Source organism: Ekhidna sp., assembly GCF_965228795.1.
In the GTDB taxonomy this organism is placed as follows: Bacteria; Bacteroidota; Bacteroidia; order Cytophagales; family Cyclobacteriaceae; genus Ekhidna.
In genome coordinates, this window is sequence record NZ_OZ245839.1 from 3940380 (window position 1) to 3954557 (window position 14178).

Annotated in this window: 12 protein-coding genes and 1 tRNA gene; 11 read left to right on the forward strand and 2 right to left on the reverse strand. The window is 38.9% G+C overall.

The features are described 5' to 3' along the window. Nucleotides 1–18: 18 nt before the first annotated feature. Entirely contained in the window at nt 19–1128 is a 1110-nt protein-coding gene (locus ACQK2H_RS17740; RefSeq protein ID WP_425392719.1) for a glycosyltransferase family 4 protein, read from the reverse strand. Between the two features lie 65 nt (nt 1129–1193). Between ACQK2H_RS17740 and hflX the strand changes: the two genes are divergently transcribed. Further along, nucleotides 1194–2318 (forward strand): GTPase HflX, encoded by a 1125-nt coding sequence (gene hflX / locus ACQK2H_RS17745; protein WP_425392720.1) that lies wholly within the window; start codon nt 1194–1196, stop codon nt 2316–2318. 93 nt (nt 2319–2411) lie between these two features. Next, nucleotides 2412–2600: a hypothetical protein gene (locus ACQK2H_RS17750; protein ID WP_425392721.1), complete on the forward strand. Its 189-nt coding sequence runs from the start codon at nt 2412–2414 to the stop codon at nt 2598–2600. Here the strand turns inward: ACQK2H_RS17750 and ACQK2H_RS17755 are convergent. Continuing rightward, nucleotides 2597–3481, reverse strand: coding sequence for a mechanosensitive ion channel family protein (locus tag ACQK2H_RS17755; protein ID WP_425392722.1), 885 nt, complete (start codon nt 3479–3481; stop codon nt 2597–2599). The genes ACQK2H_RS17750 and ACQK2H_RS17755 overlap by 4 nt on opposite strands. Nucleotides 3482–3606: 125 nt before the next feature. Here ACQK2H_RS17755 and ACQK2H_RS17760 point away from each other — a divergent pair. The 9 genes from ACQK2H_RS17760 to ACQK2H_RS17800 all read left to right on the forward strand — a co-directional run bounded on the left by ACQK2H_RS17760 (nt 3607) and on the right by ACQK2H_RS17800 (nt 14175). Beyond that, a tRNA-Arg gene (locus ACQK2H_RS17760) sits at nt 3607–3678 on the forward strand. A 239-nt stretch (nt 3679–3917) separates the two neighbouring features. Next, entirely contained in the window at nt 3918–4829 is a 912-nt protein-coding gene (locus ACQK2H_RS17765; RefSeq protein ID WP_425392723.1) for a DUF4382 domain-containing protein, read from the forward strand. 84 nt (nt 4830–4913) lie between these two features. Continuing rightward, nucleotides 4914–7307 carry an ATP-binding protein gene (locus ACQK2H_RS17770; RefSeq protein WP_425392724.1) on the forward strand — a complete coding sequence of 798 codons (2394 nt, stop codon included), beginning with the start codon at nt 4914–4916 and terminating at the stop codon, nt 7305–7307. Further along, a complete protein-coding gene (locus tag ACQK2H_RS17775; RefSeq protein WP_425392725.1) occupies nt 7307–8665 on the forward strand; it encodes a sigma-54-dependent transcriptional regulator in 1359 nt (452 codons plus the stop codon). The genes ACQK2H_RS17770 and ACQK2H_RS17775 overlap by 1 nt, the downstream gene beginning before the upstream one ends. A gap of 122 nt (nt 8666–8787) precedes the next feature. After that, complete coding sequence (locus tag ACQK2H_RS17780; RefSeq protein ID WP_425392726.1) at nt 8788–9291, forward strand: hypothetical protein; 504 nt, start codon at nt 8788–8790, stop codon at nt 9289–9291. Nucleotides 9292–9489: 198 nt separating this feature from the next. Then, a complete protein-coding gene (locus ACQK2H_RS17785; protein WP_425392727.1) occupies nt 9490–10395 on the forward strand; it encodes a hypothetical protein in 906 nt (301 codons plus the stop codon). A 91-nt stretch (nt 10396–10486) separates the two neighbouring features. Beyond that, nucleotides 10487–11086 carry a porin family protein gene (locus tag ACQK2H_RS17790; protein WP_425392728.1) on the forward strand — a complete coding sequence of 200 codons (600 nt, stop codon included), beginning with the start codon at nt 10487–10489 and terminating at the stop codon, nt 11084–11086. 115 nt (nt 11087–11201) lie between these two features. After that, nucleotides 11202–11534, forward strand: coding sequence for a PadR family transcriptional regulator (locus ACQK2H_RS17795; RefSeq protein WP_425392729.1), 333 nt, complete (start codon nt 11202–11204; stop codon nt 11532–11534). Continuing rightward, a complete protein-coding gene (locus ACQK2H_RS17800) occupies nt 11521–14175 on the forward strand; it encodes an ABC transporter permease (protein WP_425392730.1) in 2655 nt (884 codons plus the stop codon). Before ACQK2H_RS17795 ends, ACQK2H_RS17800 begins: the two co-directional genes overlap by 14 nt. The last annotated feature ends 3 nt before the right edge of the window (nt 14176–14178 follow it).

Sequence of the window (14178 nt, forward strand, 5' to 3'; positions counted from 1 at the left end):
AAAAATAGAAGAATTATTCTAGGCTGACTCTAAGATTCGACGTATAGTTCGATCGTACGCATCAATTACAATATTTTCATCAAATCGCTCCTCGACTAACTTACGAGAATTAGTGGCAAGGAGCTCTCGTTCATCTGAACTTAGGGAAAGAAACAGCTTGATTTTATCCCGTAAACTCTTAGGATTTTTCACTTCAAATAGAAATCCATTGTAACCATCTCTCACTACTTCTCTGCATCCGGGAACATCTGAAGTCAAAAGAGGTCTTCCCATAGCAGCACCCTCTAGAAGTGTCCTTGGAGTGCCTTCCCTATAAGAGGGTAGTACAATTACATCAGATTCAGAAATCAAGGTTTTTATATGGTCTGAATGTGGAATGTATTTTATGTAACCACCTGAAATCCATTGATCAAGCTCAGTCTTTTCAATGGATCTGGAATGATCAGGGTCAAACCTACCAACCAGCGTGAATTTCACTTCTTTTTCATCCTTAAAAAAGGATGCAGCCTCCGCAAACTCTCGAACACCCTTTTCAATGATTACCCGCGAAATCATTAAGAATTGAACGTGATTATTTGAAGGCATTGAAGATGGTTTGAACTGAGTAAGATCAATACCGGATCCCGGTAAAACGCTCATTTGATCAGCAGCTAGCTTCACATGAGAAGAGAATAATTCTTTATCATCCTCATTTTGAAAAAAGATATGACTCGCTGATTTAAAAGCAATCTTATAAAGTCGCATAGCAATGGTTCCAATCAATCCTTTCACCAAAAAAACGGTTCCCAAACCACTGACATTGCAGATGACAGGAACAGACGTGAACCTCCCAACCAAAGATGCATATATGTTTGCCTTGATCGTGTAAGATAATGCGATATCAGGCTTTTCTTCTTTAAAAACGCTGTGGAGTTTTTTTAAGTATCCGAAATCCTTAACCGGATTTGCACCGGTACCCTGCAAAGGGGTATCAATCCACTTCAAACCCCAATCAACCACCTTCTGAGTATACTCGTCTTTTGGCGCCAGTACAAGTACTTCATCCCCTTTAGATAGAAAGTGATGAACGAGACCTCTTCGAAAATTGTAAATATTCCAGCAAGTATTGGCAACAAAAGCGATCTTCACAGTGTAGACTCTTTGGATAGCAAACTTTTGTAAGCTATGCTTAATTAGCAAACTTTGCGAAAAATATGATAGAAACTGGAAAAAAGAATGAGCGGGGTGTTCTCGTAGCTGTAGGTTCTAAATCAGAGTCTGATGAGCGAATGGAAGAAATGATGGATGAGCTGGAGTTCCTCTCCCAAACGCTGCAAATAGATATTTTAGGCAAATTCACTCAAAAGTTGGAGCATCCTGATCCTCGCACATTTGTAGGTAAAGGCAAGCTGGAAGAGATCAAGACCATGTGTAAAATGGATAAGATCGATGTGGTTGTTTTTGATGACGATCTATCCCCATCTCAACTTCGCAACCTTGAAAAAGAACTTAAGGTCAAGATTTATGATCGCAGTTTGCTGATACTTGATATTTTTCTAAAAAGAGCTAAAACTGCCCAGGCAAAAACTCAGGTTGAACTGGCACGATTTCAATACCTTCTACCTAGACTTACCCGAATGTGGACACACCTGGAACGACAAAGAGGAGGTACAGGTACTCGTGGTGGTGCCGGAGAAAAGGAGATCGAAACCGATAGAAGGATCATTCGAGATCAGATAAATGTCCTGAAAAAGAAACTTGAAAAAATAGAGAAGCAATCGAGCACACAAAGAAAATCGAGGAGTGGGATCGTAAGGGTTGCCCTGGTTGGTTATACAAATGCAGGAAAATCCACTCTAATGAAGATTCTGAGCAAAGAAAAGGTTTATGCCAAAGATGAACTTTTTGCGACTGTGGACTCCACAGTTAGAAAGGTCGTGTTGAATAATATCCCATTTCTTCTTTCCGATACCGTAGGATTTATACGAAAACTGCCTCACTCTTTAATTGAATCATTCAAATCAACACTTGCTGAGGTAATGGAAGCAGATATTTTGCTTCATGTAATTGACGCCTCGAATCCTTCGCATGAAGATCACATTAGCGTAGTGGATGAAACATTGGCTGAAATAGGGGCCGGAGAAATTACTACCATCAAGATCTTCAATAAAATTGACAAACTAGAAGAGCCTGTTTCTACAAATGGAAAAGGGTCATCTATACAAATCAGTGCCAAATCCGGAAAGGGAATTCCGGAATTAAGAGAACTACTCACTAAAGAAGTCAGAAAGGTTCATATGAAAATATATCCGCATTATATGCAACAGGAAACCTACTAATCTGACAAAATGACTTATAGTCTTTGGCTAAGAGATCAAAATTCCAAGTTGGAAAGAATTTTGAGATTGTAGCAGATAAAACAAGGAGGTAATATGGAAAAACTTGCAATCGGGCTTACTTTGATAAGTGTTGGAATTGCGATTTTTTTTATTGCATTATTAAAGTTGCTTGGAATCATTGACAATGATGATCTTAAACAATTAAAAAATTCACTTTTCTATTTAATCAAAATCAAGAGTACCAAGACCGATAACGATAGACTAAAAGGCAGCCACCACTAGGTGGCTTCTTCTTTACTAATCTCCAAAGGAAATCGAGATGATTTATCATAGGCTTTTACCTCAACAATATTGGCTGGCAAATTAATATCAGCTTCTCTAAGACTATCAATCACCCCATGCATCACTGTGGTACGTATTTCTGCAATCACTCCTAAAAAATTCTTCGAATCCACCCAGTAGAAGACATTGAAATCAATGGTATTTGTACCAAAGCCTTCAAGCTGAATAAATGGAGCTAATTCACCACCCTGAAGAATCCTCTCATTCTTAGCTAATGCCTCCTGGATGATCTTGCTAACCTTTGCTAAATCTTCATTGTAATCTACTCCGACAATGAAATTATATCTAAGCAATCCATCTCCGGTATAATTCTGAAGTGGATTTTTCAGAAGCATAGCATTGGGAATGTAGATGTCTTTTCCGTCAAACGTTCGAATATGCGTATTTCGGAAATTTAAGGCTTTCACTTTCCCCATTAGTCCATTTACCTCAATAACATCACCGATATTAAACGGCCTACCGAATGCTAAAAAAAATCCGGCTAGAAAATTTTCTCCAATGTCTTTAAAAGCAAACCCTATGATAATAGCGGAAACTCCAGCGCCTGCTAATAAGCCACCGGCAGCTTTACCGAGCCCAATTTGATTGAGAAATAAAACAGAGGCAAAAATAAAGAAGGTGAAAAAAACGATTCTGCCTATAAAATTTACCAGCAGTTGATCATTGGACCTTTTTTTCAACCTTATTACAACCAGCATTTTGATAGCATAACCAATGAAGAGAAAAAGGATAAATAGAATGATACCAATAATAATATCTGGTGCATTTTCATATATACTTTGGTAAATGTTCTGAAATGCTTCTTCAACTTTATTTAACATGACTTGGTAGGATTAACTTGATACTTTGTTTTCATTCCTTTAGTTAAGCTAAAGAATTAGATTATATAATTTTGGAATCTGTCTCTGTAGTTCAATGGATACCCGCCTGCCTTAATGGCAATATTGGCCTCTTAGTTCAATGGATAGAATAGGAGTTTCCTAAACTCTAGATCTAGGTTCGATTCCTAGAGAGGCCACTACGGCGGGTAGGGATTAGCAGTTTCCTAAACTTTTGACACAGGCGGGATTCTTTTCAAAAAAAATTTCCTCCCATTATTGCATTCACTTTCTCATTTTGAGAAATACCCCAAATGACTTGTCTTCAATTACAGAGGTTTTATCTGCTAAAAAGAGGGTTTTATCCTACTAGTCCCGATTGGCACAGGCTTAGCATCTATGCACAGCGAAATAAATGTAGAATTAAAATTTAATCGCTATGAAAAAGCTAAGAATAACATCGAAAATTTTAGGAATACTAGTATTAACAGGACTATTCGCATGTAGTGATGGCAGCTCTGAGATAGATTCAAAAGGTAAAGCCAGCGTATCCATGACTGATGCACGTGTTGATGCTGAAAATGTAAACAGTGTCAATCTTTCCATCAGTGAGGTGAGAGCTACTGCAAATGGTGAAACCCGAACAGTAGCGACTTTTGACTCACCAAAGTCCTTCAACTTGATGGCTTATCAAAACGGTGAAACCTATTTCCTTGGACAAGGTGATCTTGAAGCCGGAACATATGAAGACTTGAGATTCATCATTTCAGGTGAGTCTGATTCTTACATTGAATTTAAAGACGGATCAAGAGAGACACTGGAAATTCCAAGTGGAACGTCTTCAGGTTATAAAGTAAATGGAACCTTTGAAGTAGCTGCAAATACTACTTCAGAACTAGTTGCTGATGTAGACCTTAGAAAAGCACTAGTAGTTACCGGAAATGGTGAATACAAGCTTAGACCTAAGGCAAGACTGGTAGACATTAGCACAACCGGTACTATTGAAGGAACTGTGAATGGGTCTATGGAGTCAGGTAAACAGTATGTTGTGTATGCATATTCTGAAGGAACTTTCAGCGCATCAGAAGAAAATGAGCCCGCAGAAGGTAAAACCAGATATGAAGGTTCTGTAAACTCTGCAGTCGTTGCTGAAGATGGTTCATATACCCTGGCATTTATGGAAGAAGGCGACTATGAAATCATTGTAGCATCTTACGAAAACACTGACGATGATGAGGATCTTGAATTCCTAGGTCGAGTTGAATCTGACCTTATGATTGATGGATCACTTTTCAATAAGATAAGTGTAGATGCTGATGCTACTGTGATAGTTAACATCGCATTGAAATAATCTAAATTAATGACTAAAGGGGCCTAAACGGTCCCTTTTTTTAGTTACCACAAACTCTTATCAACTTTGTTAAAAACAAAGTCATTGAAGCGAAGTAGATTTCCCTACATTCTAGGAACCTCACTTTTGGTTCTCACCATAGGTGCATCCCTCCTGGGTTTTTTTGCTTACAGAAACCTCAACCAAATCATTGGCGCACTGGAGCGAGAGGTAGAACCCAATCTAAACCTCCTCCTCTTAAATAACATTGATTTAGAGCTTCAAAAAGTAGATCATGCAATGGAGCGCTATGTGTATACGAATGAAGAAATGCACATGCAGCATTTTAAAGAAAATATTGCCTCTACTGTTCGCATCATCGATACACTGGCTGAGCGAAATACAGATACAGCCATCCGCAATACACTTGACTCTTTGCAAAACTTAGTTCTAAATAAAGGAACGGTATTATCTCAGGTTGCTGATCTTGATTATGAAACAATGGATCAGTCAATCGCTGCGCTGAAACTTCAATTAAATGACGTTCAAACAGAAAGGATATTAGAAGACACGATCCTACGAAAAAAGCGTGGATTTCTTCAGAGCTTGTTTGGTAAAAAAGAGCAAGTCATCGAGTCAGATACAGTGGATATTTATGGCTCTTCAGAATACCGGGATCTAATCAACAGTCAACTGGACTCTATTGCGAATCAATCCAAAAGAAAAGCCTATGTGCAGAAATTGAAAGAATTTTCTCTTCAGCAAGACCATCAGGAAATTCAAGCCCGAATCAGTGATAAACTCAACTATCTAGAAAAAAGAGAATTAGATAGAATAAAGGCCCATGCTGCCAATGCCAGAGAAATCGCCCGATACACCAATAAGTATGTGACGATGTTCAGTATTGTCTTGCCTGTACTTCTACTGACAACATTGACTGTGCTCATTATTTATATTCTAAGAACCAAAAAACATCAGGAAGTGCTAAACACCTCCAGGAAAAACGCCCTAAAACTTGCTAAAGAAAAAGAACAGTTTCTGGCAAATATGAGCCACGAAATTCGTACGCCTATGAATGCCATTGGCGGGTTTGCAAAACTTTTACTTAAGTCGAATCTCGACAGTGATCAAAAAGAATACCTTCAAATCATTGATAAATCAACAGAGCATTTAACACACATTCTTAATGATGTTTTGGACTTTTCTAAACTGCAAAGTGGAAAAATCAAACTTGAAGAAAAACCATTCAGTATTGATGAGCTTCTAAATGACACAATTAAGCTCCTGGAGGACAAGGCCGAAGAAAAGAATTTGGATTTAGCATACACAGCTGAAAACCTACCGGAAATCGTTTATGGTGATCCATATCGTCTTCGTCAAATCCTCCTAAACCTGATTTTCAACGCTATAAAATTTACGGATAAAGGCAGAGTAGCAATACGTGTTAGAAAGGAAAAGCAAACGAAAAAGGGAGTACAGATCTGCTTTGAAATAAGTGATACAGGCGTAGGTATACCGCTCGAAAGAAAAAAGCAAATATTTAATGAGTTTGAACAAGTAAATCGTGAGGATAGAAGAAAAGGTACAGGACTTGGCCTATCAATCACCAAAAAATTAGTTACCATTCATCGAGGCAAAATCACGCTGGAAAGCACAGAAGGAGAAGGAAGTACATTTACAGTTACACTACCTTATAAGGTTGCTAGCGACAAAGAAGAGGTAAAAAACACAGAAGTAAAAAATGTGCAATCACAGCTTAAAATGCACGTGCTAATTGCCGATGACGAAGAGTTTAACAGAAAACTCCTGGAGGCTATTTTTAAGCAACATGAAGTAACGTATGATATTGCTGTGGACGGAAAAGAGGCTTATGACCTCTTAGTGGAACAACGATACGATTTAGTGCTAATGGATTTCAGAATGCCACATTTAAACGGTCCGGAGGTTGCAGAAAAAATCCGGAAACCTAACATGATCAACGAATCAACACCCATCATTGGTTTAACCGCAACAGTTTCAGATCAGGACATGAAATTGGCACAAAGTGCAGGAATAACCCAGGTGCTGAGAAAACCATTTGAAACAGATGAATTAATAAGGTTAATGAAGGAAAGTCAGAAGATAGAAAATCCTAAAAATGAAGGTATAGCAAATAATATCGAAGCTACCTACAACCTTGCTGGGCTAAAACGAATGGGAGATGATGCTTTTGTTAATGATATGATCGAAACCTTCATTTCCAGCACACGAGAAAACTTAAGAATGCTGGAGGGTGCATATTCTGATGAAAAATGGGAAGATGCCGGGGAAGTCCTGCACAAAATCATAGCTCCTGCAAGACATCTAAAGGCAGACCAGGTGGTAGCACTACTAAAAGAGTATGAACTAAAATCACGTGAAGGCCAGCCCCTTTCATTAGAAGAATACGAAAAAATCAAAAGTACTACTGAGGAACTCGTTCAAGCACTTCAATTACATTTACAAAAAAACAAAAAGTAATGTCCGAGCAGTCATTCAAAATATTCGTCGTTGAGGATGACGAATGGTACAGGAAGCTTTTAGTTCATACACTTAGCCTAAATCCGGACCACACAGTGAAGGCTTTTTCTGACGGTGAATCAATGCTCAAAGAACTAAAAGAGAAACCACAGCTAGTCACGCTGGATTTTCGCTTACCTGATTACTCCGGAACTGAACTTTTTGATAAAATCAAAGCGGTCGACCCATCGATTGAGATTATCATTATTTCTGAACAGCAAGATATTGAAACGGCCATCGATTTACTAAAAAAAGGAGCTTACGATTATCTCACAAAAACGGATGATATCAGAGATCGATTGGTTCACGTACTTAACAAGCTCGGTAAAAACAAAAAACTAGAGGCACGCGTAGCATCGCTTCAGGAAGAAGTAGAGAAGAAGTATGAATTCCAATCAAACATCATTGGTCAGAGTGCGAGAATAAAACGTGTATTCAAACTCATTGAGAAGGCAATTCAAACCAACATAACGGTAATGATCACCGGAGAAACCGGTACCGGAAAAGAAGTAGTTGCCAAATCCATTCATTACAACGGAAAGCAAAAGACAAAACCCTTCGTACCTGTGAACATGAGTGCCATTCCTAAGGATTTGGTAGAAAGTGAACTGTTCGGTCATGAAAAGGGATCGTTTACCGGAGCTACAGGTAAGCACATTGGAAAGTTTGAACAAGCTCAGGGAGGAACGCTATTCCTGGATGAAATTGGAGAAATGGAAATTTCACTTCAGGCGAAACTCTTGAGAGCTTTACAGGAGAGAGAAATTACACGAGTTGGCGGATCCGCTACAATAAAAATAAATTGTAGAGTCATTGTGGCCACACATAGAAATCTGCAACAAGAGGTGAAGAACGGTAACTTTAGAGAGGATCTATATTATCGGTTATTTGGATTGCCAATCGAACTACCACCACTTAGAGAACGCGATAAAGATGTAATAATATTAGCCAAACACTTTGCAAACGCGTTTGCGAACGAAAATGATCAAGAGCTCAAGTCATTTAGCAAGGAAGCACTTCAGAAACTCATGAATTACCCTTTCCCAGGGAATATTAGAGAACTGAAATCAATCGTCGAGCTTTCCATGGTAATGGCTGATGGAGAAGAAATCACTCCGGATGACATCACATTCGCGCAGAAAGATGTGTTATCAGATATTCTGACAGAAGAAATGAGCATGCGCGAATATCAAATGCGCATCATTCACTCATATCTGAAAAAGTATGATGATGACATAAAGCTTGTCGCAGACAAATTGGACATTGGGCAGTCAACCATCTACAGACTCCTCAAAGAAGAAAAAGAATCCTCTCAGTAAGATATATTTTCTCAAATCGAGAAAATTAATTGATGGTATATTTTTTTAAATAATTGATTATCAATTAGTTACAATTGAGGCACATCACTTGATCTTTCATAGTCAAAAAAGCAAGGACGACTATGAAATCATTGAAAATACTATCAATTTTTTTACTGAGTGCCATTATCACTTTGCCAGCAACCGGTCAACAACTTAAAACCGGCACCACTTACAAAACGGCAATTGGTGTAAGAGGTCTTGGGACATCAGGATTAACAATCAAACACTTTACAGAACCTAGCAAAGCAATTGAAGGTATAGTAGGATTTTATCCAAACGCCTTCTCTGCAACAGTATTAGTAGAGCGTTATGCTCCGGCATTTTCTGAGCCTGGATTGAACTGGTACTATGGTATCGGTGGTCATGTAGCCACCCAATCTGACGTGATTCGCAATGATGGCCTTTACCGTCGTGAAACATCAGAGTTGGGTCTGGGAATTGATGGCATATTCGGAATAGAATACAAAATTCAAGAAGTGCCTATCGCTATGAGCCTAGACTTCAAGCCGTTTTTTGAAGTTGCTACCGATGGAGATGCATTCATTGCATTGGATCCCGGTTTAGGAATTAAAGTAACATTCTAAAAAAGTGGTGATGGAATTTATCATCGAATTTATCGCTATAGCCTATGTCCTTTTTGGTGCGGCTGTTCTGATAGTCGCACACATCAACAGGCATGGCAACAATAATGAAGATAGCATCTCTTTAAGCCTAGGGATAGAGCGATTTAAAAGATGGATAAAATCAATAGTTAATCAAGTGAACATTTATAATATACCATTATGAAAAATAGAAACAAAAACATCTTAGCCGTTGTGATTGGTTTAGTAATCACAGCAGGACTTGTAGTGGCATTTACGTCTATGCAAGAAGAGAAAAAAGAATTGGTTGTACAATCTGTACAACTGGAAGAAGAGTTGCAGCGACGTGACTCTGCTTATAATGAAATCATTGACATCATGTATGGTGTAGAAAGCAAAATTGAAAAAATAAAGCAGCGAGAAAATATTCTTTCTGACGTTAGCAATACCAATGATTTTACTGCTGCAGACAAAAAGCAAATGGTCAAGGATATGAGCTTAATTGATAGTCTAATCTTGCAAACCAATGAAACGGTATCACGATTGGTGGCCAAGCTAGACAATGCGAATATCAATCTGAGCTCATTCAAAAGTCGTGTTAATCAGCTTTCTAAAGAACTTGAAGACCGTAAGCAGTCAATCGCTTCCCTTCGAGAGGAATTGAAAGAAAAAGATGTGGTTATTTCTGAAATGACTGCAGATCTTAAATCTCTTGAGTACCAGGTGGATTCTCAGGAAAATGAGCTTGATACGCAAATGAGAAAAATCAATATGCAGCAAGAAGAATTGAATAAAGCCTTTTTTGCAATTGGAACCGAAAAGTCACTTGTAGCAGATGGACTTGTCAATAAAGAAGGTGGATTCCTCTGGTTCGGTAAAATAAACGAACTGGATCCGGATGCTGCTAAAGATAAGTTTAGTGAAATCGATATCAGAACAACCAATCGACTGATAGTTGATGCTGAAAAAGTTGATTTAATCACCGACCACCCTTCTGACTCATATGAAATTGTAAAAGAAGGTGAAGTAGTAAAATATATTGACATCAAAAACCCAGAAAAATTCTGGGGAATTTCAAAATACCTGGTTGTAGCTGTGAAAAGCTAGGATCAGTTATGGGTTGTGGTGACTCCAAGGGTCCACGCTCCAGTGGGCCCTTATTTTATAATGATTTTCAAAGATTTAAATCAAGGAAGACATGAAAACTAAAGCAATATTATTAAGCGTATTATTTATTACATCAGGCCTACTCATGGCACAACGAAGCGGTATAAAAGGTGGTGCGAACTTCGCTAACCTATATGTCGATGATGTAAGTGACGAAAACATGAAAATAGGTCTCAATCTAGGTTTATGGCATCAATCAGCGAATGAGTCTTTTCAGGCCGAACTAGCATACTCCAATAAAGGTGCTGAAATTATTTATGATGGTGCACTTGGTAGTGGAAAGTATAAGTACAACTTAAACTACCTGGAAATGCCAATATTATTTGTTGGTCATGTAGGAGATTTTAACCTACACATTGGTCCATATGTCGGATTTTTGGTAGGCGTAAATGTCAAAGACGTTGACTCTAATGGTGATGTTAATGGCGTGGCTCAGTTAGATCGAGATGATTTTAACACATTTGATTACGGTCTTTCGGGAGGTGCTGCCATTGATTTTGACGCAAGTCAGATCGGATTAAGATATAACTATGGCCTAAGAGAGATAGGAAAGTCAGGTTCGTTTGCAGGAGAAGCGGCTAATAACGCTAAGAACTCCGTATTCCAGCTTTACGTAGCACTGGACTTCTAAAAACAAATTATCCCTCATTATAGAAGCCTACCCTCGTTGTGGGGTAGGCTTTCTATTTTTTTAATATGTTATACGATTAGGAAACTAATTCATTCCAACTCCGTATTATTCCCACATGAAGCATACACAGCTAGGAGAATTTGAAGAGCTGGTACTACTGGTGGTGGGGTCACTACATCAAAACGCGTACAGTATTTCCATTAAAAATGAATTAAAGGAAAAAACGAATCGCAAACCCAGCATTGGAGCAATGCACTCTGCCCTAAACAGATTGGAGAAGAAAGGATTTATAAAATCTCACGAAGGTGGAGCCACAGCAGAAAGAGGTGGGAGAAGAAAACGATTTTATGAAATCACTGCCTTTGGTAGAAAAGCGCTTGATCAGTCTTATGAGCTAAGATCCTCATTGTATCATACACTGCCACAGATCAATTATGCCGCGGACTAACTACAATGATACAAAGCATCAGCCTCCTCGGTGGGCAGATCAATTTCTGTGCTGGTTTTGTCACGATGACCACTTGGAAATCTTACGTGGCGATGTGCATGAACTGTATGAAGAGCGGATAAAAAAAATGAAGAAATGGAAAGCAGATTTTTTCTTCATTCTCGATACTCTGGGCCTTTGCCGTCCATTTGTTTTCAAAAAAAGAAGTCAAAACTCAACTCAAATTGCCATGTTCAAAAACTACTTTAAAATCACTTACAGAACGTTTGTGAAGCAAAAAGTATATTCCTTTCTGAATGTGTGCGGACTTGCCATAGGCCTGGCATGTTGCATGCTCATTTGCTTCTACATCTATGATGAACTAAGCTACGATACCTTCCATTCGAAATCGCATCGAACCTACCGGGTACTAGAAAAATTTGAAAGTGAAGGTGTGGGCGAGCATTCAGCCAGCCTCCCGTTCCCTACAGGACCTGCGTTGAAGCTTGATTATGGAAGACAGGTAGAACAGGTTGTTCGGTTCTTTAACTTTCAATCTCCTTCACTTGCATTGGCAAATAAGACAGCTGATAAGGGTTTTAATGAATCCAACATCTTTTTTGCAGATTCTACGCTATTTGATGTCTTTGATTTTGAATTGATGGCGGGAGACAAAGAAACAGCTCTGAACGAACCCAACTCAATACTGATTACGCGCTCGATGGTGAAAAAATACTTTGAGGATGAAGACCCAATAGGCAAGGTTTTGGAGTTTCAGGGAAATCAAAACCTGCAAGTAACCGGAGTACTTGAGGACACCCCTACCAACGCTCATTTTAAGTTTGATTTTATCATCTCATTTTCCAGCCTGAAGTCATCATTTGGAGGTGGTTATCCTACCACCTGGTATTGGAATCCTTGCTGGACGTACATCGTATTGGAAGAAAACACGAGCAAAGAAGACCTCCTGGCCCAGTTTCCGGATTTCGTTCAGAAATATTTCCCCGATTTTGTCAAAGACGACATCACACTTGAATTACAGCCGCTTGAAGATATTCATCTTCATAGCAAACTGGATTATGAAATCACAGCGAATAGCGATATCAAAAACGTCTATATTTTCGGGCTAGTAGCAATAATCGTCCTAATCATTGCTTCCATTAATTTCATCAACCTCAGCACAGCCAGAGCTAATAAAAGGGCTAAGGAAGTGGGAGTCAGAAAATCACTTGGAAGTGCGAAATCACAGCTGATCAATCAATTCATATTCGAATCCGTACTTCTTACATTTTTCTCACTTTTAGTAGCAGTTGCCATTGTTGCATTGGTGCTTCCGGGCTTTAATCAGTTGACAGAGAAGACTGTTTCGCTAGCTATTTTACTGGAGCCTATATTTCTTTTTGGTTTAATAGGAGCCGGACTGAGCATTGGGCTTTTATCAGGGTTTTATCCTGCATTTGTTCTCTCCTCCTTTAAGACAGTATCTGTTCTTAAAAACAATCATCTAAAAACCAGTGGACTGAACTTCAGAAGGCTACTAGTTACAACACAGTTTGCCATCTCAATCATGCTAATTATCGGTACGCTGATTGTCCTAAGTCAACTCAATTTCCTACAGAACAAGGATGCCGGTTTTGATGATGAAAATATTGTAATGGTACCAGTGATCCAGTCACCAATGGGAAATCATTATGAAAATTTCAAAACTGCTGCCTTACAGAGCCCTCATATTAAATCCATGACCGCAGTGGAAGAAATTGTAGGTGCAAAATTCCAGGTGGGTAATTACACATTTGAGGGCATGGACAAATCAAAACCTTTTCCAAGATTCAATGTACGACATGATTTTGTTGAGACTATGAATATTCCGTTAGCAGCAGGGAGAACGTACGATCAAACCATTCAAACAGATGATTCCCTCGCTTTGGTGGTTAATGAAACGTTTGTGAAAAGTATGGGATGGGAAAGTCCGGAGGCTGCAGTAGGAAAGAGATTTAACTACCGAGGTGAACTGAAAGGACAGGTGATTGGTGTAGTGGAAGACTACAACTTTGCCTCCAAACACCACCCGATTGCTCCGCTTGTAATCACCTTAAATACTCATCCTGGAGCATTCAATCTTTTCATTAAATACGTAGCAGTAAAAATTGAAGGTAAGCAAATGCAGGCCGCCATTTCAGATTTAGAAAATGCATGGGTCTCTGTATTACCAGAGCGCCCATTTGACTTTTTCTTTTTGGATGACACACTCAATGATTCATACAAGTCAGAGCAAAAGTTAAGTAGTGTTACATTGATCTTTTCTATGTTAGCCATTCTGGTAGCTTGTCTTGGACTTTTCGGGTTAGCCACTTTCAGTGTTGAACAGCGAACCAAAGAGATTGGTGTGAGGAAAGTACTGGGCATCAATACTTCTCAAATTCTTATGCTCTTATCCAAGGAATTTATGCTTTTGATTGGCATTGCATTCGTGATTGCGATCCCCCTATCCTACTATTTGGTAAATCAGTGGCTCAATGGATTTGCATTTAGGGTAAACATCGCACTTTGGCCATTCATTCTCGCTGGCTTGGTTACTTTTATTATCTCAATAGCTACCATTGCTTATCATGCGATGAAAGCATCAGCCATTAATCCGGTGGAGACATTAAAGTATGAGTGAGAG